This is a genomic window from Pseudomonas sp. LTGT-11-2Z, assembly GCF_003691445.1.
Taxonomy (GTDB): Bacteria; Pseudomonadota; Gammaproteobacteria; order Pseudomonadales; family Pseudomonadaceae; genus Aquipseudomonas; species Aquipseudomonas monteilii.
On record NZ_CP033104.1, the window covers coordinates 5,737,476 to 5,762,543 of the forward strand.

Consider the following 25,068-nt stretch of genomic DNA (forward strand, 5'->3'; position numbering starts at 1 on the left):
CATGAGCGAATTCAAGCGCATCCCTCCCGAGCAGGCCTTGGAGCTTCGCAAGCAAGAAGGTGCGGTCGTCGTCGACATTCGCGACCCGCAGGCCTTCGCTGCCGGCCACATCACCGGTGCCCAGCATCTGGATAACCATTCGGTTGCCGAGTTCATCCGCAATGCCGACCTCGACGCCCCGACCCTGGTGGTCTGCTATCACGGCAACTCCAGCCAGAGCGCTGCCGCCTACCTGGTAGGCCAAGGCTTCTCCAACGTGTACAGCGTGGACGGCGGCTTCGAACTGTGGCGCGCCACCTACCCGGCCGAGACCGCCCAAGGCAGCGCCGAATAAATATTTTCATTTTTCCTGCAGCCCGCGCCCCGTGCGGGCTTGCGGCTTATCTGACGAACGGTCGTTCGTAACTTCTGCCCACCTCGCCCCTTGACCTTGCAGATAACCAACTACGCTTAAGCTCAGGCCATCCAAAAAAGGGGAGAGCCGGTACACCGGCGTGCGGGTCATCGGTAGCGTTACAGGGTGTTCTGGGGGGTATACAGCAATCGGCGAACCCGGTTGCATGCCAGCATCAGCTGACTGATCCGGCGTCGTCTCCACGTATCGAGCGAGGTGACGTCATGAGTATTTTTAGCCACTTCCAACAACGTTTCGAGTCTACGCGCCAGGAAGAACTCTCGCTGCAGGAGTACCTCGAGCTGTGTAAAGAGGATCGCAGTGCCTACGCATCGGCGGCCGAACGGCTGTTGCTGGCCATCGGTGAGCCAGAGCTGATCGACACCTCTACCAACTCCAGGCTGTCGCGCATCTTTTCCAACAAGGTTATTCGCCGCTATCCGGCCTTTGCCGACTTCCATGGCATGGAAGAGTGCATCGACCAGATCGTTTCGTACTTCCGTCACGCCGCCCAAGGCCTGGAAGAGAAGAAACAAATCCTCTATCTGCTGGGCCCGGTGGGCGGCGGCAAGTCGTCGCTGGCCGAAAAACTCAAGCAGCTGATGGAAAAGGTGCCGTTCTACGCCATCAAGGGTTCACCGGTGTTCGAGTCGCCCTTGGGTTTGTTCAACGCCACCGAAGATGGGGATATTCTCGAGGAAGAGTACGGCATCCCACGGCGCTACCTGAACACCATCATGTCGCCATGGGCCACCAAGCGCCTGCAGGAGTTTGGCGGCGATATCTCCAAGTTCAAGGTAGTGAAACTCTACCCGTCGATTCTCAACCAGATCGCCATTGCCAAGACCGAGCCCGGCGATGAGAACAACCAGGACATCTCGGCCCTGGTCGGCAAGGTCGATATCCGCAAGCTTGAAGAGTACCCACAGAACGACGCCGATGCTTACAGCTACTCGGGCGCGCTGTGTCGGGCCAACCAGGGCCTGATGGAATTCGTCGAAATGTTCAAGGCGCCGATCAAGGTCCTGCACCCCTTGCTCACTGCCACCCAGGAAGGCAACTACAACAGTACCGAAGGCCTTGGGGCCATTCCCTATACCGGTATCCTGCTGGCGCACTCCAACGAATCGGAGTGGCATACCTTCCGCAACAACAAGAATAACGAAGCGTTCATCGACCGGATCTACATCGTGAAGGTGCCGTACTGCCTGCGCGTCAGCGATGAGATCAAGATCTACGACAAGCTGCTGGTCAACAGCTCGCTGTCCAAGGCCCATTGTGCGCCGGATACGCTCAAGATGCTGGCTCAGTTCACGGTGCTTTCCCGCCTCAAAGAGCCGGAAAACTCCAATATCTATTCCAAGATGCGCGTTTACGACGGGGAAAACCTCAAGGATACCGATCCGAAGGCCAAGTCGATCCAGGAATACCGTGACTCCGCTGGCGTTGATGAAGGCATGAACGGCCTTTCGACCCGCTTCGCCTTCAAGATCCTGTCCAAGGTGTTCAACTTCGACCCACACGAGATCGCCGCCAACCCGGTGCACTTGCTGTACGTGCTGGAACAGCAGATCGAACAGGAACAGTTCCCGGCGGAAGTGCGCGAACGCTACCTGCGCTACCTGAAAGAATACCTGGCACCACGCTACATCGAGTTCATCGGCAAGGAAATCCAGACGGCCTACCTGGAGTCCTACAGCGAATACGGCCAGAACATCTTCGACCGCTATGTGCTGTACGCCGACTTCTGGATCCAGGACCAGGAATACCGCGACCCGGAAACCGGCGAAATCCTCAACCGCATCGCCCTCAACGAGGAGTTGGAAAAGATCGAGAAACCGGCCGGCATCAGCAACCCGAAAGACTTCCGCAACGAGATCGTCAACTTCGTACTGCGCGCACGCGCCAACAACAACGGCAAGAATCCAAGCTGGCTGAGCTATGAAAAACTGCGGGTCGTGATCGAGAAGAAAATGTTCTCCAACACCGAAGACCTGCTGCCCGTCATCAGCTTCAACGCCAAGGCCAGCAAAGAGGACCAGAAGAAACACAACGACTTCGTCACCCGGATGGTGGAGCGTGGATACACCGACAAACAGGTGCGCCTGCTGTCGGAATGGTACCTGCGGGTCAGGAAATCGCAATAAAGCGACAAGCTATACACCGCGCGCCCAAGGCTGCCATGCCGGCCTTGGGCGGCGGCAGCTGCTTTGCTGCCATGACGTGCAGCAGCTCGTAGCTTGAAGCGTGCAGCTGTTCCCAGCTACCGGAGGGACCATGAGCTACGTTATCGACCGACGCCTGAACGGCAAGAACAAGAGCACGGTCAACCGCCAGCGCTTTTTGCGGCGGTACCGCGAACACATCAAGAAGGCCGTCGAAGAGGCGGTAAGCCGCCGTTCCATCATGGACATGGAACATGGCGAGCAGATCAGCATTCCCGGTCGCGACATCGACGAACCGGTGCTACACCATGGTCGCGGCGGCAAACAGACCATCGTGCATCCTGGCAACAAGGAATTCACTGCAGGTGAACACATCCCAAGGCCGCAAGGCGGCGGGGGTGGCGGCGGGGGCCGTGGCAAGGCCGGTAATTCCGGCGAAGGCATGGACGAATTCGTCTTCCAGATCACTCAGGAAGAGTTTCTCGAATTCATGTTCGAAGACCTCGAACTGCCCAACCTGGTCAAGCGTCACCTGACAGGCACCGACACCTTCAAGACCGTGCGCGCCGGTATCGCCAATGAAGGTAACCCATCGCGCATCAATATCGTTCGTACCCTGCGCTCGGCCCATGCCCGGCGTATCGCCCTGACCGGAAGCAGCCGCGCACTGCTGCGCGAAGCACAAAAGGAACTCGCCCGCCTGCGGGTCGAAGAACCGGACAATTTCACCGATATCCAGGAAGTCGAACAGGAAATCGAACGCTTGAAGGCGCGCATCAACCGCCTGCCCTTCCTCGATACCTTCGACCTCAAGTACAACCTGCTGGTCAAGCAGCCCAACCCCAGCTCGAAGGCGGTGATGTTCTGCCTGATGGACGTGTCCGGCTCGATGACCCAGGCCACCAAGGACATCGCCAAGCGCTTCTTCATCCTGCTGTACCTGTTCCTCAAGCGTAACTACGACCGCATCGAAGTGGTGTTCATCCGCCACCACACCAGCGCCCGGGAAGTCGACGAGGAAGAGTTCTTCTACTCGCGGGAAACAGGCGGCACCATCGTTTCCAGCGCACTCAAGCTGATGCAGGAGATCATGGCTGAACGCTACCCGGCCAGCGACTGGAACATCTATGCCGCGCAGGCCTCCGACGGCGATAACTGGAACGACGACTCGCCCATCTGCCGCGAGATCCTCTCCAAGCAGATCATGCCGCATGTGCAGTACTACACTTACGTCGAGATCACCCCCCGTGAGCACCAGGCGCTGTGGTATGAATACGAACGCATCGGTGAAGCCTACCCCGATACGTTCGCTCAGCAGCAGCTGGTATCGGCCGGCGACATCTACCCGGTCTTCCGTGAACTCTTCCAGCGCAGGTTAGCCACATGACCGCCAGAGCACAGAGACGCCAACCCATTTCCACCGGGTCCGAGTGGACGTTCGAGCTGATCCAGACCTACGATCGGGAAATCAGCCGCCTGGCCGAGCGTTACGCCCTGGACACCTACCCCAACCAGATCGAGGTGATCACGGCCGAGCAGATGATGGACGCCTACGCCTCGGTCGGCATGCCGCTGGGCTATCACCATTGGTCCTACGGCAAACAGTTCCTCAGCACAGAAAAGTCGTACAGCCGTGGCCAGATGGGCCTGGCCTACGAGATCGTGATCAACTCCGACCCGTGTATCGCTTACCTGATGGAAGAAAACACCATGTGCATGCAGGCACTGGTAATCGCCCATGCCTGCTACGGCCATAACAGTTTCTTCAAAGGCAATTACCTGTTCCGCACCTGGACTGACGCCAGTTCGATCATCGACTACCTGGTGTTCGCCAAGCAGTACATCGCCCAGTGCGAAGAGCGTCATGGCATTGATGCAGTTGAAGACCTGATCGACTCCTGCCATGCCCTGATGAACTACGGCGTCGACCGCTACAAGCGGCCCTACCCCATTTCTGCCGAGGAAGAGCGGCGTCGACAACAGGAGCGCGAGGAGCACCTGCAGCGCCAGATCAATGACCTGTGGCGCACCATTCCGAAAAGCGCGGATAAGGGTAACGACCGCGATGACGGGCGCTTCCCCGCCGAACCTCAGGAAAACATCCTGTATTTCATCGAGAAAAACGCCCCGCTGCTTGAACCCTGGCAGCGCGAAGTGGTGCGCATCGTGCGCAAGATTGCCCAGTACTTCTACCCACAGCGCCAGACCCAGGTAATGAACGAAGGCTGGGCGACGTTCTGGCACTACACCCTGATGAACGACCTGTACGACGAGGGGTTGATTACCGAAGGCTTCATGATGGAGTTCTTGCAGTCGCACACCAGCGTGGTGTTCCAGCCTGGCTTCGACAGCCCGTACTACAGCGGCATCAACCCGTACGCACTGGGCTTTGCGATGTACACCGACATCCGCCGCATGTGCGAAAATCCGACCGAGGAAGATCGCCGCTGGTTCCCCGACATTGCCGGCAGTGACTGGCTTTCTACCATCAAGTTCGCCATGAGCAGTTTCAAGGACGAAAGCTTCATCCTGCAGTACCTGTCGCCTAAAGTGATGCGCGACCTCAAGCTGTTCAGCATCCTTGATGACGACCAGCGCGACGACCTGCTGGTGCCCGCGATTCACGATGAAGCCGGGTATCGGGTGATTCGTGAGCAACTGGCGGCACAGTACAACTTGGGTAACCGTGAACCGAACGTGCAGATCTGGAGCGTCGACCGCCGTGGCGACCGCTCGCTGACCCTGCGCCACCAGCAGCACAACCGCAAACCGCTGGGCGACTCGACCGATGAAGTGCTCAAGCACCTGCACCGCCTGTGGGGATTCGATATCCACCTGGAAACGGTGCAAGGTGAGCAGGTGATGAAGACCCATCACATGCCGCCACGTGGCGAGCACGGCGAAAGCGCGGACTACGGTCGCATGGACCTGGCGGTCATCCACCACCTCTAGTGCAACGCCTTGACGGCCGACAGGTTATCCTGTCGGCCGTTATGGAGAGCTGCACATGCACATCTACAAAGTCGGCGGCGCTGTGCGCGACCGCCTGCTCGGCCGCCCGGTCAGCGATATCGACTGGCTGGTGGTGGGCGCCACCGTCGAAGAAATGCTCGCCAAAGGCTATCGGCCGGTCGGCGCCGATTTCCCGGTATTCCTGCACCCGAAAACCGGCGAGGAATACGCGCTGGCGCGCACCGAGCGCAAGAGCGGGCGCGGCTATGGCGGTTTCACCTTTCACGCCAGCCCTGACGTGACCCTGGAAGAAGACCTGATCCGCCGCGACCTCACCATCAATGCGATGGCCGAGGATGAGGCGGGCACGGTGTACGACCCTTACCACGGCAAGGACGATCTCGATCAACGACTTTTACGCCACGTTTCCCCGGCGTTTGCCGAAGATCCTTTGCGTGTGCTACGCGTTGCCCGCTTTGCTGCCCGCTATGCACCACTGGGTTTCCGGGTTGCCGACGAAACCCTGGAGCTGATGCGTCAGATCAGTGCCTCTGGCGAGCTGCAGGCCTTGACTGCCGAACGTAGCTGGAAGGAAATCGAGCGGGCGCTAATGGAAGCCCAACCGCAGGTGTTCTTCCAGGTGCTGCGCGCGTGCGATGCCCTACAGGAGCTACTGCCTGAGCTTCTAGACGATTCCCAGGCCCTGGCGGCGCTGGAGCAAGCAGCTTTGCACAAGCAGCCACTGCACATACGCTGGGCCTGCCTGCTGCATGGGCTGGAACCAGCATCGATAAAAGCCGTCAACCAGCGCCTCAAGGCCCCGCGGGAATGCCAGGAATTGGCACTGCTGACAGGGGAATGCCTGGCACAGGGCAATCATGCGCTGGATTTACCTGCTGCGGCACTGCTGGAGCTGTTGCAAAAGTTCGATGTGTATCGGCGACCGCAGCGGTTCGAGGACTTCATTGCCGCGTGCGAGATGGTGGCGCAGGGTGATGGCAAGGAGGGTTATCCACAGGCAGCTTATCTGCGGGGTGCATCCACCGCAGCGCGAGCGGTGGATGTGAAGCCCTTGGTGCAGGCCGGGCTGACGGGCCAGGCACTGGGCGAGGCCCTAAAGGCTGAGCGATTGAAGGCGATTGAAGCCTACATCGGTGTTGCAGAAGGGTGATTTTTCGGCTGTCTGTACTGGCCCTTTCGCGGCTAAAGCCGCGAAAGGGCCGGTACAGACTTATGCCGGTGTCAACTGCAATCCACGCCACTCAAAGGCGACCGGCGCCAACACCTGATCGATCTGCGCCTCTTGCCACAACTGCGCCATGGTCTTGCCCGCCCCCGGATGCACCAGCTCAGGCGCCAGCAACGACAACGGCCACAGCACAAACGCGTTCTTCAGGATCTCGGCCCTGGGCAGCACCAGCCCATCGAACGTACCGTGCAAATCGTCATACATCAGCACGTCGATATCCAGCGGCAACCCTTTGCGGTCCGGCGCGTATCGGCCGTTGTCGGCCTCGATGAACTTCAGCCGGCGGTCCAGCTCGATCAAGGGCAACGCGGTTTGCCCGGTCACCACAAAGTTGATGAATGGCCCGCTCTTGATCCCCACCGCCTGGCTTTCGAACGCCGGTGAGCAGCGCATGTCAGTCAGAATACCGGCCAGCGCATCGAGCCCGGCGCACAAGTGCGCCTCGCGGTCGATGTTGCTGCCAAGGCCCAGGTAAACCGTGCTCAGAGACATCCGCGCTCGATCTCCACGCCTACACCACCACGGGCCGCCGGCACCGCCCCCGGCTTGGTCAGTTTCAACCGCACCCACGGGATCTGGAACTCTTCCATCAAAGTGGCCACCAGGCGCTCGGCAAAGGTTTCCACCAACTCGAAACGTGCCTGCTCGGCAAACGCCTGGACGCGCGCCGACACGCTGGCATAGTCCAGCGCCAGGCTCAGGTCGTCACCCGCCGCCGCCGGGCGGTTGTCCCAGGCGAAGCTCAGGTCCAGGCGCAAGCACTGGCGAATATCCCGCTCCCAGTCATAGGCACCGATGACGGTATCGACTTCCAGGCCTTCGATGAACACTCTGTCCAAGCACTTCTCTCCACAGCACGACAAGGGCGACTGGCGCCGTTAGAATCAGGGCGTCCTCGCCCGGAATAGTTAGCATGTTTTGGTTACTGGCGTTGCTCGCCTACCTGCTCGGCTCGCTGTCCTTCGCCATTGTCCTAAGCCGCCTTTCGGGCAGCCCGGACCCGCGTTCCAGCGGCTCAGGCAATGCCGGCGCCACCAACATGCTACGCCTGGCAGGCCGTAAACTGGCGATCCTGACCCTGCTCGGCGACCTGTGCAAGGGCCTTTTGCCGGTATTGCTTGCCCGCTTTGCCGGGCTGGACCTGCACGCGCAAGCCTGGGTAGGCGTGTGTGCGGTGCTGGGCCACCTGTTCCCGCTGTATTTCTGCTTCCGCGGTGGCAAAGGCGTAGCCACCGCCGCCGGCATGCTCATGGGCCTGTACTTCCCGGCCGCGCTGCTGGCCATAGGCGCCTGGCTACTGACGTTCTACCTTACCCGTACCAGCTCGCTGGCGGCGCTGATTGCCACGCCATTGACCTTGCCATTGCTGGCCTGGCGCGAGCCGGAAGCCCTGCTACCGATCACCGTGCTGACGGTGATGATCGTGTGGCGCCACCGCAGCAACCTACGCGACCTGTTTGCCGGGCGCGAACGGCACTTCTGAAACCTACAGCGGCGGCAACTGTTCCATCGGCCAGCGTGCCTGCACGCTGATGGCCAGGTCCTGCTGCTGCCCGGCCAACAGGCGCTGGCAGCCGGCGTAAGCGATCATCGCGCCATTGTCGGTACAAAACTGTGGCCGCGCGTAGTACACGTTGCCCTTGATGCTGCCGAGCATGTCCTCGAGGGACGCCCGCAACGCCTTGTTGGCACTCACGCCACCGGCGATGACCAGGCGCTTGAGGCCAGCCTGCTTGAGCGCCCGCTTGCACTTGATGGTCAAAGTCTCCACCACCGCCTGCTGGAATGCCAGGGACACGTCGCAACGGGTTTGCTCACCGTCGTCGCCAGCATCCTTGCATTGCTGCCAGGTGTTGAGGGCGAAGGTTTTCAAGCCGCTGAAGCTGAACTCCAGGCCCGGGCGATCAGTCATCGGCCGTGGGAAAACGAAACGCCCAGGCACACCCTTTTCAGCAAGGCGCGCGATTTCCGGGCCACCAGGGTAGTTGAGACCGATCAGCTTGGCGGTCTTGTCGAACGCTTCACCGGCAGCGTCATCCAGGCTCTCGCCCAGCAGTTCGTACTGGCCGATACCATCGACCCGAACCAACTGGGTATGCCCGCCGGAAACCAACAAAGCGACGAACGGAAACTCCGGTGGGTTTTCTTCCAGCATGGGCGCCAGCAAGTGGCCTTCCATGTGGTGTACGCCAATTGCCGGAATGTCCCAGGCAAAGGCCAGTGCCTGGGCGCAGGAGGCACCCACCAGCAAAGCACCGACCAGGCCAGGGCCTGCGGTGTAAGCGATGGCGTCGATCTCGGTGGCGACACAGCCGGCCTCGTCCAGCACCTGGCGGATGAGCGGCAGCATGCGCTTGACGTGGTCACGCGAGGCAAGCTCGGGCACCACACCGCCAAACACGCGGTGCAGGTCGATCTGGCTGAACAGTGCGTCGGCCAACAAACCGCGTTCACTGTCGTATAATGCGACACCAGTTTCGTCGCAGGATGTTTCCAATCCCAGTACTAGCATGGGTTCGTCCCTTGTGGGGGCTGAATTCGAAGCCGCGCATGATAGTCCCCGTGTCGGATGCCGACCAGCGGTTTTCGATCAGAGGCTTTGCATTCCGGCTTGCTAAGGGTTAACATCCGCAACCCTTGAAAACCGACGTTCTCCAGCACACCTTTGTTTTGCCAGGAGCACGTCTACCCCGGTAATGAATTAAGGTAGCCCTGGATGCCAGCCGTCAAAGTTAAAGAGAACGAACCCTTCGACGTAGCTCTGCGTCGTTTCAAGCGCTCCTGCGAAAAAGCCGGTGTACTGGCTGAAGTTCGTAGCCGCGAGTTTTACGAGAAGCCGACCGCAGAGCGTAAGCGCAAAGCAGCTGCCGCTGTTAAGCGTCACGCCAAGAAAGTTCAGCGCGAACAGCGCCGCGCCGTTCGTCTGTACTAATACAGGCGTTCAACGCAAAGCTTCTGCCCTGCCCGGCTAACCGCCGGGCGATGGCAGTGGTCGCTTCAAACTTGAGCAGCTAGCTCAAGGCCCTGCACAAGCGTCATGCGAACTGCACATGGGCAACCTGCCTGAAACGTCAGAGCTGGTCTTCCTTGTTGTATGATCAGACGTGCACGTCCGACTGACGGGCCCTCAAGGGCCGGCGACGAGCACACTCCCTCGCACTTCCCCAAGCAACACTCGCCCCATTCGGCGCGTGAGCGATTAGACTTGCCAGTTGCCAGATGACGAGACTGCCATGGCCGGGCTGATTCCCCAGAGCTTCATTGACGACCTGATCAACCGCCTCGACATCGTCGACGTGGTGAGTTCGCGCGTCCAGCTGAAAAAAACCGGCAAGAACTACTCCGCCTGCTGCCCGTTCCACAAGGAGAAAACCCCCTCCTTCACGGTCAGCCCCGACAAGCAGTTCTACTACTGCTTCGGCTGCGGCGCCGGCGGCAACGCCCTGGGCTTCGTCATGGACCACGACAACCTGGACTTCCCCCAGGCCGTCGAGGAACTGGCCCGCGCAGCCGGCATGGAAGTGCCCCGCGAACAGGGCCGCCGCGACCACAAGCCGCGCCAGCCCACCGACTCGCCACTGTACCCGCTACTGGATGCCGCCTCGGAGTTCTACCGCCAGGCCCTGCGCAGCCACCCGACCCGCAAGGCGGCGGTGGACTACCTCAAAGGCCGCGGCCTGTCCGGGGAAATTGCCCGCGACTTCGGCCTGGGCTTTGCCCCGCCAGGCTGGGACAACCTGCTCAAGCACCTGGGTGCCGACACCCTGCAGCAGAAAGTGATGATCGACGCCGGCCTGCTGATCGAGAACGCCGAAAGCGGCAAGCGTTACGACCGCTTCCGCGACCGGGTGATGTTCCCGATCCGCGACAGCCGTGGGCGCATCATCGCCTTCGGCGGCCGGGTGCTCGGCGACGACAAACCCAAGTACCTGAATTCCCCGGAAACCCCGGTGTTCCACAAGGGCCAGGAACTGTACGGGCTGTACGAGGCGCGCAAGCACAACCGCAACCTCGACGAAATCATCGTCGTCGAGGGCTACATGGACGTCATCGCCCTGGCCCAGCAAGGCTTGCGCAATGCCGTGGCCACCTTGGGCACCGCCACCAGCGAAGAGCACCTCAAGCGGCTGTTCCGCGTGGTGCCCAGCGTGCTGTTCTGCTTCGACGGCGACCAGGCCGGGCGCAAGGCCGCCTGGCGTGCGCTGGAGTCGACCCTCTCGAACCTGCAGGACGGCCGCCGCGCGCGCTTCCTGTTCCTGCCCGAAGGCGAAGACCCGGATAGCCTGGTGCGCGCCGAAGGCACCGATGCCTTCAAGGCCCGTATCAACCAGCACGCCCAGCCACTGGCTGACTACTTCTTCGAGCAGCTGAGTGTCGAAGCCGACCCTCGCTCACTGGAAGGCAAGGCGCACATGGCGACCCTGGCCGCACCGTTGATCGAAAAGATCCCTGGCGCCAACCTGCGCCAGTTGATGCGCAACCGTCTGAAGGAAATCACCGGCCTCGACCCGCAGCAGGTCGAGCAACTGGCGCAACAGGCACCCGCGGCCAACAGCGTGCCGGACTACGACCCTGGCTACGACTACGACGCCATGGCCAGCTACACCCCCGACTTCGGCGACATGCCGCAGCACGACTACGCCCCTGTTCATCAGGAACAGCAGTGGAAGCCGAACAAGGGCGGCGGCAAGAAGCAATGGAGCGACAAGCCTTGGGATAAGAACCGCAAAGGCGGCAAACCCTGGCAGCAACGCGACGAAGCGCCACCGCGCGTACCGGCCCCGGTCGAGCCACCTACCCTGGCGGCCTTGCGCACCCTGCTGCACCACCCGCTGCTGGCCGGCAAGGTGGAAGACGCCAGCCATTTTGCCGACGAAGAACACCTGTACAGCCAGCTGCTGGTGGCGCTGATCGAAGCCGCGCAGAAAAATCCTGGGCTAAGCTCAATGCAGCTGATCGCACGTTGGCACGGCACCGAACAGGGCCGGCTGCTGCGGGCGCTGGCAGAAAAGGAATGGTTGATCGTGGCCGACAACCTTGAACAACAGTTTTTCGACACTATAACTAGCTTGTCCGCCCGCCAACGCGAGCGCAGCCTGGAACAACTGCTCAGGAAATCACGTCAAAGCGAATTGACCAGCGAGGAAAAAACCCAGCTCCTCGCCCTGCTGAGCCGGAATGTTCCCGCACAAACGCCGACCTCATCTGGCGCGTGAGGCCCATGCTCGGGTATAATCCTCGGCTTGTTTTTTGCCCGCCAAGACCTTCAGTGGATAGGGTGTTATGTCCGGAAAAGCGCAACAGCAGTCTCGTATCAAAGAGTTGATCACCCGCGGTCGTGAGCAGGGCTACCTGACTTACGCGGAGGTCAACGACCACCTGCCTGAGGATATTTCAGATCCGGAACAGGTGGAAGACATCATCCGCATGATCAACGACATGGGGATCAACGTATTCGAGAGTGCTCCGGATGCGGATGCCCTTCTGTTGGCGGAAGCCGACACCGACGAAGCCGCGGCCGAAGAAGCCGCTGCTGCGTTGGCGGCAGTTGAAACCGATATCGGCCGCACGACCGACCCAGTGCGCATGTACATGCGCGAAATGGGTACCGTCGAGCTGCTGACCCGCGAAGGCGAAATCGAAATCGCCAAGCGTATCGAGGAAGGCATCCGTGAGGTCATGGGCGCTATCGCCCACTTCCCGGGCACTGTCGACTACATTCTCGGCGAATATGACCGCGTCACCACCGAGGGTGGCCGTCTGTCGGACGTTCTCAGCGGTTACATCGACCCTGACGACAACATCGCAGCACCGACCGAAGAAGTGCCGATCCCTGGCACCAAGGCCGCCGCTGCGAAAGAAGAGTCCGACGACGAAGAAGAAGAGTCCGAAGGCGGTGACGACGAGGAAGAGGCCGAAAGCGGCCCGGACCCGGTTGTCGCAGCCCAGCGCTTCGGTGCGGTATCCGAGCAGCTTCAGGCGACCACCAAGGTCCTGAAGAAAAACGGTCGTACCCACAAGGAAAGCGTCGAGGCCCTGCAGGCACTGGCCGACCTGTTCATGCCGATCAAGCTGGTACCGAAGCAGTTCGAGGTACTGGTCGAGCGTGTACGTGATGCCCTGAACCGCCTGCGCCAGCAAGAACGCGCCATCATGCAGCTGTGCGTGCGTGACGCCCGCATGCCGCGTGCCGACTTCCTGCGCATGTTCCCAAGCAACGAAACCGACCAGACCTGGAGCGGTGACCTGGCCAAGCGCAACACCAAGTGGGCTGCTGCCCTGGGTGAAAAGGACGCCGCCATCGTTGCCTGCCAGCAGAAGCTGATCGACCTTGAGACCGAAACCGGCCTGACCGTTGCCGAGATCAAGGAAATCAACCGTCGCATGTCGATCGGTGAAGCCAAGGCCCGCCGCGCCAAGAAAGAAATGGTCGAGGCGAACTTGCGTCTGGTGATCTCCATCGCCAAGAAGTACACCAACCGTGGCCTGCAGTTCCTCGACCTGATCCAGGAAGGCAACATCGGCTTGATGAAAGCGGTGGACAAGTTCGAATACCGTCGCGGCTACAAGTTCTCGACCTACGCCACCTGGTGGATTCGTCAGGCGATCACCCGTTCGATCGCCGACCAGGCACGCACCATCCGTATTCCGGTGCACATGATCGAAACGATCAACAAGCTCAACCGTATTTCCCGCCAGATGCTGCAGGAAATGGGCCGTGAACCGACCCCGGAAGAGCTGGGCGAGCGCATGGAAATGCCTGAGGACAAGATCCGCAAGGTATTGAAGATCGCCAAAGAGCCGATCTCCATGGAAACCCCGATCGGTGATGACGAAGATTCGCACCTGGGCGACTTCATCGAGGACTCGACCATGCAGTCCCCGATCGACGTAGCCACGGTCGAAAGCCTCAAGGAAGCCACCCGCGACGTGCTCTCGGGCCTGACCGCACGCGAAGCCAAGGTGCTGCGCATGCGTTTCGGTATCGACATGAACACCGACCACACCCTCGAAGAGGTGGGCAAGCAGTTTGACGTAACGCGTGAGCGGATCCGTCAGATCGAAGCGAAGGCGTTGCGCAAACTGCGCCACCCGACTCGCAGCGAGCACCTGCGCTCCTTCCTCGACGAGTGAAGACAAACCCCGGCCCAGGCCGGGGTTTTTCTTTAGTGGCCTTAAACATAAAGCACGGCTTCCACTGCACATCTGCCGCAATGCCCGTCTACACTCGACTTCAGACCACCTGAATGCGAGGCTGCCATGTCCTTGAAGCCGGCCATTCTGTTGCTGCTCCTGATGCTGTGGAACACAACGGCCGGCGCCCTGACCCTGACAGACGAGGAAAAAGCCTGGCTGGCTGCCCACCCGCAGCTAAGCCTGGGTGTCGACGCCTCTTGGCCACCGTTCGAGTTTCGCGACCAGGAGGGCCGGTACCAGGGATTGGCCGCCGATTACATCGCCATGATCCAGCAACGTCTGGGTGTGACGCTAAAACCGGTCGAACCCAGTAGCTGGACCGAAGTATTGGCGCAGGCACGCGAAAGCCGCATCGACCTGCTGCCCGGCATCATGTCTACCCCTGAACGCCAGGGCTACCTGGCTTTCACCCGCCCTTACCTCGACTTTCCCATTGTCATCCTTGCCCACAAAGGCGGCGCACAGCCGCGTAAACTGGAGGACCTGTACGGCCTGAAAATCGCTGTGGTCGAGAACTACGCCCCCCACGAGTTGCTGCGCACCCACCACCCGGACCTCAACCTGGTCGCACTGCCCAATGTAAGCTCCACGCTGCAGGCCTTGGCCACCGATCAGGTAGATGCCGTCGTCGGCGACCTCGCTTCCAGCATCTGGAGCCTGCGCCAGCTCAAGCTCGACGGCCTCTACGTCAGCGGCGAAACGCCCTATCGCTACCAACTGGCGATGGCCGTCCCACGCAGCAACCACGTATTGGTCGGTATTCTCGACAAAGTGATGGCCGACATGAGCAGCAGCGAAGTCAGCCAGATACAGCAGCGCTGGGTAGGCAATGTGGTCGACCAGCGGATGTTCTGGTCCGACCTGCTGGTGTATGGCCTGCCAACGGTGTTGTTGCTGATGGCCGTACTGGCCGTGGTGATCCGCATCAACCGCCGCCTCAGTTCGGAAATTTCACGGCGCATTGCCTTGGAACAGGAGCTGCGCAGCAGCGAATACCACTACCGCAGCTTGATAGAAAGCCTGTCGGCCATCGCCTGGGAAGCCGATGCCAACGACTTCACCTACAGCTACGTTTCGCCGCATGCCGAAGACCTGCTTGGCTACCCCTTGAATGACTGGCTCAAGCCTGGTTTCTGGCGCAGCGTTCTGCACCCGGAAGACGCCCTCTGGGCCCAGGCGTACTGCGACAGCGAAACTGCAGCCGGGCGCGACCACAGCCTGGATTACCGGGTAATCCGGGCCGACGGACAACCCCTCTGGGTACGCAACATCGTCAGCATGATCAAACACGGCCACCAACCGGTGATGCGCGGGCTGATGATCGACATCAGCGAAACCAAGCGCACCGAAGATGCCCTGCGTTTGTCCGAGCAGAAGTTCGCCTCGGTGTTCCAGCAGTGCCCCGATATTTTGCTAATCGCCCGTCACAGTGACGGTTGCCTGCTGGAGGTGAACGAAGCTTTCGAAGAACAGATCGGCCTGACCCCAGGCCAGGTGATTGGCCGTACCGCCACCGACCTCAACCTGTGGGGTGTCGAAGGCAGCGGCCCGCGGGTGCTCGAACGCCTGCACCAGGGCGGTATCCGTAACCTTGAAATGAGCTTCCGCCGCAGCAACGGCCAACTGTTCACCGGCCTGACCTCGGCCGAAACCTTCGAGCTCGACGGCACCCCGGCGCTGGTGGTGGCAGTACGCGATATCAGCCAGCTCAAGGAAACCCAGGAACAGCTGCAAACCTCGGAAGAGAAGTTCGCCAAAGCCTTCCACGCATCGCCCGACGGCCTATTACTGTCGCGCCAGAGCGACGGTTTGCTGCTGGAGGTGAACGAGGGCTTCTGTCGCCTCACCGGCTATGACCTCAACCCGACCATCGACCAGACTTCGCTGGACCTGGGTATCTGGGTCGATCTCAACGAGCGCAAGCGCCTGGTCGACCAGCTCAACCGCGACAACTTCGTACGCGACTTCACCTGCCACATCCGCCGCAGTGATGGGCAGATCCGCCTCTGCGAGCTTTCCGCCAGGCCCCTGCCGATTGCCGGCGTCGACTGCATGCTGACCATTGCCCGCGACATCACCGAACGCCATCTGATGCAGGAGAAGCTGCAACTGGCGGCCACCGTGTTCGAAAACACCGCCGAAGGCGTGCTGATCACCGACATCGACCAACGCATCAGTGCCGTCAACCGCGCCTTCAGCGAAATCACCGGCTATAGCGAAATCGAAGCCCTTGGCCAAACCCCGCGCCTGCTCGCCTCCGGCCAGCACGACAGCGCCTTCTACGCCGCCATGTGGCACCAGCTTACCGACGAAGGCCACTGGCAAGGCGAGATCTACAACAAGCGCAAGAACGGCGAACTGTACCCCGGCTGGCTGACCATCAGTGCGGTGCGCAACAACGAGCGCGAGATCACCCATTTCGTGGCCGTGTTTGCCGACATTTCCAGCCTCAAGCACGCCCAGGCCAAACTCGACTACCAGGCCCACCACGACCCGCTGACCGGCCTGCCCAACCGTGCCCTGTTCGAGAACCGCCTGCAGGCCGTGCTTACCTGCGCGCAAGTATCAAACCGCCAGGGCGCGGTGCTGTTCCTCGACCTCGACCGCTTCAAGCACATCAACGACAGCCTGGGCCACCCGGTCGGCGACCTGCTGCTCAAAGGCATCGCTCAGCGCCTGAAGGAGCAGGTGCGTGACGTCGACACCGTGGCCCGCCTGGGCGGCGACGAGTTCATCATCCTGCTACCTGGCCTGCACAAGCCCAGTGACGCCAGCACCATCGCCAACAAGCTGCTGGCCTGCTTCGTCGCGCCGTTCCAGGCCGGTGAGCACGAGTTCTTCACCAGCGCCAGTATCGGCATCAGCCTGTACCCACAGGACGGCACTGATGTCGCGACACTGATCCGCAACGCCGACGCGGCCATGTACCGCTCCAAGGCCAAAGGCCGCAACCGCGTCGAAGCCTACACCCGCGACCTCACCGCTCAGGCCAGCGAGCGCATCGCCCTTGAGCACGAGCTGCGACGCGCCGTCGAACGCAACGAAATGAGCCTGTGCTTCCAGCCCAAGCTCAGCCTCAAGACCCAAAGCCTGGTAGGCGCCGAGGCGCTGATCCGCTGGAGCCACCCCACCTTTGGTGAAGTACCGCCGGAGCACTTCATCCACCTGGCGGAAGAGAACGGCACCATTCTCCAGCTCGGCGACTGGGTGCTGGAGCAAGCCTGCCGACAGATGCAGGCCTGGAAGCAACACTACGAACCGTTCGGCCCGCTGTCGATCAACCTCGCCGGCGCCCAGCTACGCCACCCACACCTGGCCCGACGCATCGAGCAACTGCTCAAGCAGCACCAGCTCAAGGCCGGCGACTTGCAGTTGGAAATCACCGAAAACTTCATCATGAGCCAGGCAGAAGAGGCCTTGGCCGTGCTGTACCAGCTGAAAAAACTGGGCGTGCAGTTGGCCATCGACGACTTTGGCACCGGCTACTCATCACTGAGCTATCTCAAGCGCCTGCCGCTGGACATCCTCAAGATCGACAAATCGTTCATCCGTGGCCTGCCTGACGACCCACACGACGCTGCCATCGCCCGTGCGATCATCGCCCTGGGCCGCAGCATGCAACTGGCGATCATTGCCGAGGGTGTTGAAAACCAGGCCCAGCAGCGTTTTCTGGCAGCGGAGGGATGCGAGCAGATCCAGGGCTACATCGTCAGCCTGCCACTGCCACCCGAGGAATTTGCGGCCGCGTTTCTTCGCATAGCACTATCGGATCTTTCAGATGGCACAGGTGCGAAACCCTCGTTATAATCCGGCCACTTACTGAGGGCCTATAGCTCAGTTGGTTAGAGCAGAGGACTCATAATCCTTTGGTCCACGGTTCGAGTCCGTGTGGGCCCACCATGTCTAGTCCTGAAATAGGTTTACACCTGCTCAGGTAGGCCGATAGGCCTCAAAACGCCCGATGCACGACATCGGGCGTTTTGTTTTTCAGGGCCATATGAGGCCGCTCTGCGTTGTAGATCTGCACCGCCTCATCAACCATCTTCCTCGCCTGCTCCAGATTTTCTGGATTGCTCAGCAGCAGCTCTGTTTTGGGGATTCCGTTGATCCGTTCGGCCAGTGCGTTCTGGTAGCAGTCATATCCATCAGTCATCGAGCATTGGACCCCGTGCCGTGCATGCAGTGACTGGTACAGCGCCGAGCAGTATTGGGCGGATTCAACCGGTCGTCGCAACACCTTGATCGAGGTGTTTATGGGGCGACCCGCAGGATGGATGCAAAAATTGACTGGGCGGGGAGCGATGCGTTCTCCAGGTGCACCCTCACTTCGTAATGAGATCGAACGGCTATTTTGGGTGCAGATTGAAACAGGCATCACAAGCGAAAAGGCAGCACATGCCGTTGGCGTATCAACAGCGGTAGGTACACGCTGGTTCCGTCATCGAGGCGGGATGCCATTATTCATGTCGAATCACATATCAGGACGATACTTATCGTTTGCAGAGCGAGAAGAGATTGGGCTGCTTCGAGCGCAAAGTGTTGGCGTTCGTGAGATCGCCCGTCGCCTTGGAAGAAGCCCATCGACAATTTCACGGGAGCTGACACGCAATGCTGCTACCCGTTGCGGTCGGCTTGAATATCGAGCGTCAGTAGCGCAGTGGAAGGCAGAACTGGTGGCCAAGAGGCCGAAACCAGCGAAACTGGTCACTAACCCGCGACTGCACCAGTACGTACACGACCGCCTTGAGGGCAAGGTTCAAGACGCCGATGGTCGTGAGATTTCTGGGCCTCGGCAAGCACCCTTCAAAGGCCGAAATAAACCGCATCGCAGTGACCGTAAATGGGTCAATGGCTGGTCGCCTGAACAGATTGCCAACCGGCTCCAGCTCGATTTTCCGGATGATGAATCCATGCGCATTTCTCATGAAGCGATATATCAGGCGCTCTACATTCAGGGTAGAGGAGCTCTCAAGCGCGAACTGGTGAGCTGCCTGCGCTCAGGACGAGCATTGCGCGTGCCGAGAGCCAGAGCGCAGGCCAAAGTGTGGGCACACGTCAGCGAGGACGTCATGATCTCCAGTCGCCCAGCTGAGGTAGAAGATCGGGCTGTGCCCGGGCATTGGGAGGGTGACCTGATCATCGGTCTGAACCGTTCTGCGATTGGAACTCTGGTCGAGCGCTCAACTCGATTTACCATGCTTGTCCATCTGCCTCGCGAGGAAGGTTATGGGCTAATTCCCCGCACGAAGAATGGCCCGGCGCTGGCTGGCTATGGGGCTGTTAGTATGGCCAATGCATTGAAGAAGACGGTGGCTGAGCTTCCCAGCGAGCTGTGGCGATCTTTGACCTGGGATCGTGGAAAGGAGCTGTCGGATCACGCTCGATTTACCATCGAGTCCGGAGTAAAGGTTTTCTTTGCTGATCCACATAGTCCTTGGCAGCGCGGCACCAATGAAAATACGAACGGCCTTCTGCGGCAATACTTCCCGAAAGGCACTGACCTCTCTCGTTGGAGTGCCCAAGAAATACAGGCGGTAGCTCACGTACTTAACACTAGACCTCGAAAAACACTCGGCTGGAAAACACCTGCCGAAACACTGAATGAGTATCTGAAGTCTGTACAACAATCCAGTGTTGCGACGACCGGTTGAATCCGCCTTGAATACCCCGGTCCGAGTGATGGACTAACGGCTGGCGACGCCGCCGTTTGCGCAGAGCCTGTCTAAAGGCTTGCGCAACCGACTCGGCATGCAGACTCTCATGCACATGATGGCCAACAATCTTTCTGGAGTAAGCATCCGTTACCAGGCTTAGGTACAGCGGGCCGCTTCTGGCCGGCAGGTAAGTGATGTCCGCCACCCAAACGTGCTCTGGCCCTGATGGGACAATCTGATTCGGGCCTGGCTTGAGTAGGTTGGGGTGACGATAGAAACGATGAAAGCTCTGAGTTGTCTTGTGATACGCCCGCTTGGGCAACACCAGCAAGCGACGCTCCCCCAAGACCTCAAACAGCCGGTCTCGCCCGATTTGGACACGCCTGTCAGGCTGGCAATGCAGCAGGTAGTGCAGCTTTCGCGCACCCAAGCGGGGCTGGCGCATCCGGACTTGCTGAACAAACTCAACGACGCGATCCGCTTGGCGCGCCTTGCTATCAGCAACTCGATTACGTTTGTAGTAAGCCTGTCGGCTGATACCCAGAAACTGACAAGCCCTGGCAATGCTCAGTCCTGCGACTTGGCCTTGCGAGAGGACTTGCCGGATCGCTTTTTTACGACCGAGACACCGTAGTCATTTTTCAGGACATCAACGACGGTCTCGAAGAACTGAGCCTTCTGGCTCATCAGCTCAAGCTGCTGCTCAAGCTCTTTGATCCGCTGCTCTGGAGTGAGCGCTTTAGGGTCGGACATCGCGCAGCTCCTCTCGGCCCGGATCGACGCCCCTTGGCTCCAATCCTGCCGACCATGCTTACGCAACCATACCAGAACCGTCGAACGACCCTGAATGCCATACCGCACCTGGGCCTGCTTGTAGGTCAGCTCGCCTTTTTCGATCTGATCAACGACGGCCAATTTAAAAGACAGCGAGTAATCCCGCTGTGTGCGCTTTACACCTTGCTCCATCTAGCTCTCCGGAAATTCGGGATGGGAGGTGTAAACCTTATTCAGGACGGGACACCAGATATAAAAAAGCCGCGCAATTGCGCGGCTTTTTTGTGCCCGTTGTCTTTTTAGGTATCGCGCCCGTTTCTTCGAGGCATGCCCTGCCGCTGCGCTTACCACATCAGCCATCCGCAACGCTTCCCCCCTTCATTGCCAGGGCGACTGTCCTAGGCACAGGCTTCTCGCCGCTTCGGTAGTAAGCCAGCAGGCGCCAGCTCAAACCCAGCTCCTGAGCTGCACGATCCAACGTCAACCCATGCTGGGCCATCCAGTTCCAGATAAGCTCATGCGAACACTCCCCTGCTTGTTCGACCGCGCGTACGCGCAGGTTGGCGGCAGCAAGCTCAAGATTGTCGTCACCTGCCCGGATGACCGTGTCGTTGCACTCACCCATTGCAGCCGTTGCGAATACCTTAGGGTCGGCAAGAGGAGCCAAAGATGCGTGTTCCGGATGATTTCATCCAGAGCCACAGTGAGTTGCTGCCTGTCCGCAAAGGTTAGTCGCAAGGTACTCGCGGGCGTAGCAACGACCTCGCTCAACTGAAAATGATTGGTGGTCATGGGTTCGGTTCCGAACTCCGCCTCATGAGCGGACCATTCTCGACCTTACAACGGCTAATACCGCAGGGATTAATCGTTAGATTTTGTGAGCCCTTACTCGCCTATCGGCCGCATCTCGACCTGCCTCTGGTTGTAGAAGACCATCCCAGTCGGAATATCCCGCATAACCAGCGACATCGCGCCAATCACCACGTCGTCACCAATAACGATGCGATCAGCAACGATGCAGCTGTTGGCACCCATGCTCACGTTGTCGCCAATGCGCAGCGCGTACTCCTCCAGCCCGAGCGTCTTGATGCCGATAGAGCAGTTCTGGCGAATGAAGAAATTGCGCCCGATGCTGACATGCCGGGTAATCACCACCCCCGGCAGGTGCGCGATGCGCAGGCCGGGCGCGATTTGTGCGCCGATGTCGATGTCCACCGCGTACTTGAGGTTGAGCCGTTGTTGCATGCGCCGAGCGTGACGCCGGGCCAGGCCGCCGCGAGCATCGAGGTATTGGGCCAGGCGGTAGGCAAAGAGAAAGCGCAGTTTGTTGTCCTTGCGTGCGCGGCGCAGTACGTTGAACAGCAGGCTGATACGGCGTCCTGGCCTTTTCTTGTTGGAGACTTCCAGTCGCCAGCATTCGAGCAGGTTGTCGAGGTTCACGCTCAGGTTCTCGTTGGACTAGCGTTTCATCATGCCGAAGGCCCAGCCTTCAGGCCAGCGCGGTCGCTGTAGATGCGGTCTTGCCCTGATTGGCAGTCGCTCGATAGGCTAGCAGGCCAACCGTAGAGACTCGCCATGTCGGATTCCCGCTCCATCACGCTGGATGAAATCGATCGCCAGCTGATCGCCTTGCTGCAAATCAACGCCCGCGAAAGCGTCGCCACCCTCGCCCGCCAGTTGGGTATCGCCCGCACCACCGTCAATTCGCGCCTGGAGCGTCTGGAGAAGAACAAGGTCATCTCCGGCTATGGCGTGCGCTTGGGCCAGCGGGTGCTGGGTGGCGGCTTGCAGGCCTATGTGGGGATCAAGGTGCAGCCGCGCTCCGGCAAGGAAGTGGTGCGGCGCTTGAGTGCCATGGGCCAAGTGCAGCAGCTGTGCGCAGTGAGCGGCGAGTTCGACTACGTGGCCTGGCTGCTTACGGATTCGCCTGAGCAACTGGACCAGTTGCTCGACCAGATCGGCAGTGTCGACGGGGTGGAGAAGACCACCACGTCGATCATTCTCAGTAGCAAGGTGGACCGGGGGCAGCCGCTCTGATCAATCAGGCCTCCTGGCCGTCGAGCAGCCCCTCCAGAATCGCCGAAAGGCTCTCGGCAGAATGCTGCATCGACCAGACGATGTCTCGGCTACGCTCGGGGGCGTGGTGCTGGGCGTAGTCAGTGATAATCTGGTTGAGGCCACGGGCCAGCAGGCAGGCGTGGACTAGAGCGTCGGCGGCGTCGATGCCAGGACGGATGGCAAATAACGGCGGGTGGCTGGGTTCGCAGTTGCAAAAGGGTTTTTCAGCGGTGGGTTGCAGTTTTACAGGTTGATCTGGCAAACGGTCAGTCATGGTATAGCCTCCAGATCACAGGGATGACTGGCGGCCAATCGCTTCCTTCTCACGGGAATTGGGTGGCAGCCATGCGCGAGGTGAGAACCGGCGAACTTGGAGGCGCATACCCGGCCAGGCAAAGCCTGCCCGCGCACAGCTGCCTTAGCAGTGCGCCTCTAGCTGCTCACACCCCGTCCAACGTGTACTTATGCCCGCCGGAGAGGCCGCGTGAGGCCCAGGTGCTTGCCTTGCAATTTACTGCGCCTATCAGATCGAGCGCCGCCCGCGCGGCGCATCGCGAGCTGCGCTCGCTCCTACGTTTGTTTCCGGCCAATTATTCCTGGGAGATTCGCGCGCGAACGCCTTGGCGCATATCCAACTACCGCGTCGTACAAACAGGCGGTCGCGCGCGCCTGTCACAGGCATGACTGGCCCGAAACAAACGTAGGAGCGAGCGCAGCTCGCGATGCGCCGCGCGGGCGGCGCTCGATCTGATAGGCACAGCAAATCGCACTACAAACACTTCGTCATAAATAACTTTAAACTTATTTTTTCGACGAAAAGTAATACATTAAGACACCAATATGCACCTTAATTACGATTCCCCCACTCCTTAAAATGACCTCCAGCCATCTCCTATACTCAGGCTCCGCCACCCGCGCAGCCCCTCTGGCAAGGTCACTTCATGAACAAGAAAAACCGCCACCCCGCCGACGGCAAAAAGCCCATCACCATCTTCGGCCCGGACTTCCCCTTCGCTTTCGATGACTGGCTGGAGCACCCCGCAGGCCTGGGCAGTATTCCGGCTGAGCGCCAGGGTGAAGAAGTGGCCATCGTGGGTGCCGGTATTGCCGGCCTGGTGGCGGCCTACGAGCTGATGAAGCTAGGCCTAAAGCCGGTGGTGTACGAGGCCTCCAAGCTGGGCGGCCGGCTGCGTTCGCAAGCCTTCAATGGCACCGACGGGATCATCGCCGAGCTGGGCGGCATGCGCTTCCCGGTGTCGTCCACTGCCTTCTACCACTACGTGGACAAGCTGGGCCTGGAAACCAAGCCTTTCCCCAACCCGCTGACCCCGGCCTCGGGCAGCACCGTGATCGACCTTGAAGGCCAGACCTACTACGCCGAAAAAACCACCGACTTGCCCAAGCTGTTCCACGAAGTGGCCGACGCCTGGGCCGATGCGCTGGAAAGCGGTGCCCAGTTCGCCGACATCCAGCAAGCCATCCGCGATCGCGATGTACCGCGCCTTAAAGCGCTGTGGAACAAGCTGGTCCCACTGTGGGACGACCGCACGTTCTACGACTTCGTCGCCACCTCACGTTCGTTCGCCAAACTGAGCTTCCAGCACCGCGAAGTGTTCGGCCAGGTTGGCTTCGGCACCGGTGGCTGGGACTCGGACTTCCCTAACTCGATGCTGGAAATTTTCCGCGTGGTGATGACCAACTGCGACGACCACCAACACCTGGTCGTCGGCGGTGTGGAGCAGGTGCCGCAAGGGATCTGGCGCCATGTGCCGGAGCGCTGTGCCCACTGGCCGGAGGGCACAAGCCTGAGCGGCCTGCATGGCGGTGCACCGCGTACCGGGGTCAAGCGCATCGCCCGCGCTGCTGACGGCCGCCTGGCGGTTACCGACAACTGGGGCGACACCCGCCACTACGGCGCCGTGCTCGCCACCTGCCAGACCTGGCTGCTGACCACCCAGATCGACTGCGAGGAATCGCTGTTCTCGCAAAAGATGTGGATGGCCCTGGACCGCACCCGCTACATGCAGTCATCGAAGACGTTCGTCATGGTCGACCGGCCATTCTGGAAGGACAAGGACCCGGAAACCGGTCGTGACCTGATGAGCATGACCCTCACTGACCGCCTCACCCGCGGTACCTACCTGTTCGACAACGGCGACGACAAGCCGGGGGTGATCTGCCTGTCCTATGCGTGGATGAGCGATGCGCTGAAAATGCTGCCGCATCCGGTGGAAAAGCGCGTGCAGCTGGCCCTGGATGCGCTGAAGAAGATCTACCCGAAAACCGATATCGCCGGGCACATCATCGGCGATCCGATCACCATTTCGTGGGAGGCTGATCCGCACTTCCTGGGCGCCTTCAAGGGCGCACTGCCGGGTCATTACCGCTACAACCAGCGCATGTACGCACACTTCATGCAGCAGGACATGCCCGCCGAGCAGCGCGGCATGTTCATCGCCGGTGACGATGTATCGTGGACACCCGCCTGGGTGGAGGGCGCAGTGCAAACATCGCTGAATGCGGTGTGGGGTATCATGAACCACTTCGGTGGCCACACCCACCCGGACAACCCAGGCCCAGGCGATGTGTTCGATGAAATCGGCCCTATCGCCCTGGCAGACTGAA

Annotated in this window: 18 protein-coding genes, 1 tRNA gene and 2 pseudogenes; 14 read left to right on the plus strand and 7 right to left on the minus strand. The window is 60.3% G+C overall.

Going from position 1 to position 25,068, the window contains the following annotated elements:
* The first annotated feature begins 1 nt into the window (after position 1).
* From glpE to D8767_RS27135, 5 genes are all read left to right on the plus strand, one after another.
* The gene (gene glpE, locus D8767_RS27115) at positions 2-334 is read left to right on the plus strand and encodes a thiosulfate sulfurtransferase GlpE (protein WP_016715767.1); all 333 of its coding nucleotides are present in this window, start codon (positions 2-4) and stop codon (positions 332-334) included.
* A 284-nt stretch (positions 335-618) separates the two neighbouring features.
* On the plus strand, positions 619-2,541 hold the full coding sequence (locus D8767_RS27120) for a PrkA family serine protein kinase (RefSeq protein ID WP_016715766.1): 1,923 nt from the start codon (positions 619-621) through the stop codon (positions 2,539-2,541).
* Positions 2,542-2,671: 130 nt separating this feature from the next.
* The gene (locus D8767_RS27125) at positions 2,672-3,946 is read left to right on the plus strand and encodes a YeaH/YhbH family protein (protein WP_016715765.1); all 1,275 of its coding nucleotides are present in this window, start codon (positions 2,672-2,674) and stop codon (positions 3,944-3,946) included.
* Positions 3,943-5,511, plus strand: coding sequence for a SpoVR family protein (locus D8767_RS27130; protein ID WP_016715764.1), 1,569 nt, complete (start codon positions 3,943-3,945; stop codon positions 5,509-5,511). The genes D8767_RS27125 and D8767_RS27130 overlap by 4 nt, the downstream gene beginning before the upstream one ends.
* 55 nt (positions 5,512-5,566) lie before the next feature.
* Positions 5,567-6,682 carry a multifunctional CCA addition/repair protein gene (locus D8767_RS27135; protein ID WP_016715763.1) on the plus strand — a complete coding sequence of 372 codons (1,116 nt, stop codon included), beginning with the start codon at positions 5,567-5,569 and terminating at the stop codon, positions 6,680-6,682.
* Between the two features lie 60 nt (positions 6,683-6,742).
* On the opposite strand, the gene folK is transcribed toward D8767_RS27135, so the two are convergent.
* Entirely contained in the window at positions 6,743-7,252 is a 510-nt protein-coding gene (gene folK / locus D8767_RS27140; protein ID WP_016715762.1) for a 2-amino-4-hydroxy-6-hydroxymethyldihydropteridine diphosphokinase, read from the minus strand.
* A complete protein-coding gene (gene folB / locus D8767_RS27145; protein ID WP_016715761.1) occupies positions 7,243-7,599 on the minus strand; it encodes a dihydroneopterin aldolase in 357 nt (118 codons plus the stop codon). Before folB ends, folK begins: the two co-directional genes overlap by 10 nt.
* A 74-nt stretch (positions 7,600-7,673) precedes the next feature.
* Between folB and plsY the strand changes: the two genes are divergently transcribed.
* Positions 7,674-8,243: a glycerol-3-phosphate 1-O-acyltransferase PlsY gene (gene plsY / locus D8767_RS27150; protein ID WP_016715760.1), complete on the plus strand. Its 570-nt coding sequence runs from the start codon at positions 7,674-7,676 to the stop codon at positions 8,241-8,243.
* 3 nt (positions 8,244-8,246) lie between these two features.
* Here the strand turns inward: plsY and tsaD are convergent, their stop codons facing one another.
* The gene (gene tsaD, locus D8767_RS27155; protein WP_016715759.1) at positions 8,247-9,272 is read right to left on the minus strand and encodes a tRNA (adenosine(37)-N6)-threonylcarbamoyltransferase complex transferase subunit TsaD; all 1,026 of its coding nucleotides are present in this window, start codon (positions 9,270-9,272) and stop codon (positions 8,247-8,249) included.
* A gap of 204 nt (positions 9,273-9,476) precedes the next feature.
* On the opposite strand from tsaD, the gene rpsU reads away from it, so the two are divergent.
* The 5 genes from rpsU (at position 9,477) to D8767_RS27180 (ending at position 17,857) form a co-directional block, all read left to right on the plus strand.
* Positions 9,477-9,692 carry a 30S ribosomal protein S21 gene (gene rpsU / locus D8767_RS27160; RefSeq protein ID WP_003255575.1) on the plus strand — a complete coding sequence of 72 codons (216 nt, stop codon included), beginning with the start codon at positions 9,477-9,479 and terminating at the stop codon, positions 9,690-9,692.
* A 301-nt stretch (positions 9,693-9,993) separates the two neighbouring features.
* A complete protein-coding gene (gene dnaG / locus D8767_RS27165) occupies positions 9,994-11,976 on the plus strand; it encodes a DNA primase (RefSeq protein ID WP_016715758.1) in 1,983 nt (660 codons plus the stop codon).
* A 67-nt stretch (positions 11,977-12,043) separates the two neighbouring features.
* The gene (rpoD, locus tag D8767_RS27170) at positions 12,044-13,894 is read left to right on the plus strand and encodes an RNA polymerase sigma factor RpoD (protein WP_016715757.1); all 1,851 of its coding nucleotides are present in this window, start codon (positions 12,044-12,046) and stop codon (positions 13,892-13,894) included.
* Positions 13,895-14,020: 126 nt separating this feature from the next.
* On the plus strand, positions 14,021-17,764 hold the full coding sequence (locus D8767_RS27175; protein ID WP_016715756.1) for a bifunctional diguanylate cyclase/phosphodiesterase: 3,744 nt from the start codon (positions 14,021-14,023) through the stop codon (positions 17,762-17,764).
* A 16-nt stretch (positions 17,765-17,780) separates the two neighbouring features.
* Positions 17,781-17,857, plus strand: a tRNA-Ile gene (locus D8767_RS27180).
* Positions 17,858-17,906: 49 nt separating this feature from the next.
* Here D8767_RS27180 and D8767_RS27185 read toward each other — a convergent pair.
* A pseudogene (locus D8767_RS27185) lies at positions 17,907-18,167 on the minus strand (integrase core domain-containing protein); the annotation flags it as partial.
* Positions 18,168-18,231: 64 nt separating this feature from the next.
* Here D8767_RS27185 and D8767_RS27190 point away from each other — a divergent pair.
* Positions 18,232-19,608: an IS30 family transposase gene (locus D8767_RS27190; RefSeq protein ID WP_081259058.1), complete on the plus strand. Its 1,377-nt coding sequence runs from the start codon at positions 18,232-18,234 to the stop codon at positions 19,606-19,608.
* Between the two features lie 7 nt (positions 19,609-19,615).
* On the opposite strand, the pseudogene D8767_RS27195 reads toward D8767_RS27190, so the two are convergent.
* Both D8767_RS27195 and D8767_RS27205 read right to left on the minus strand, forming a co-directional pair.
* A pseudogene (locus D8767_RS27195) lies at positions 19,616-20,577 on the minus strand (IS3 family transposase); the annotation flags it as partial.
* Between the two features lie 693 nt (positions 20,578-21,270).
* Positions 21,271-21,825, minus strand: coding sequence for a serine acetyltransferase (locus D8767_RS27205; RefSeq protein WP_016714580.1), 555 nt, complete (start codon positions 21,823-21,825; stop codon positions 21,271-21,273).
* 135 nt (positions 21,826-21,960) lie between these two features.
* On the opposite strand from D8767_RS27205, the gene D8767_RS27210 reads away from it, so the two are divergent.
* Complete coding sequence (locus D8767_RS27210; protein ID WP_016484597.1) at positions 21,961-22,422, plus strand: Lrp/AsnC family transcriptional regulator; 462 nt, start codon at positions 21,961-21,963, stop codon at positions 22,420-22,422.
* Positions 22,423-22,426: 4 nt separating this feature from the next.
* On the opposite strand, the gene D8767_RS27215 is transcribed toward D8767_RS27210, so the two are convergent.
* On the minus strand, positions 22,427-22,717 hold the full coding sequence (locus tag D8767_RS27215; RefSeq protein WP_016714579.1) for a hypothetical protein: 291 nt from the start codon (positions 22,715-22,717) through the stop codon (positions 22,427-22,429).
* A 667-nt stretch (positions 22,718-23,384) separates the two neighbouring features.
* Here D8767_RS27215 and D8767_RS27220 point away from each other — a divergent pair.
* Positions 23,385-25,067, plus strand: a complete 1,683-nt coding sequence (locus tag D8767_RS27220; protein WP_016714578.1) for an NAD(P)/FAD-dependent oxidoreductase — start codon at positions 23,385-23,387, stop codon at positions 25,065-25,067.
* The last annotated feature ends 1 nt before the right edge of the window (position 25,068 follow it).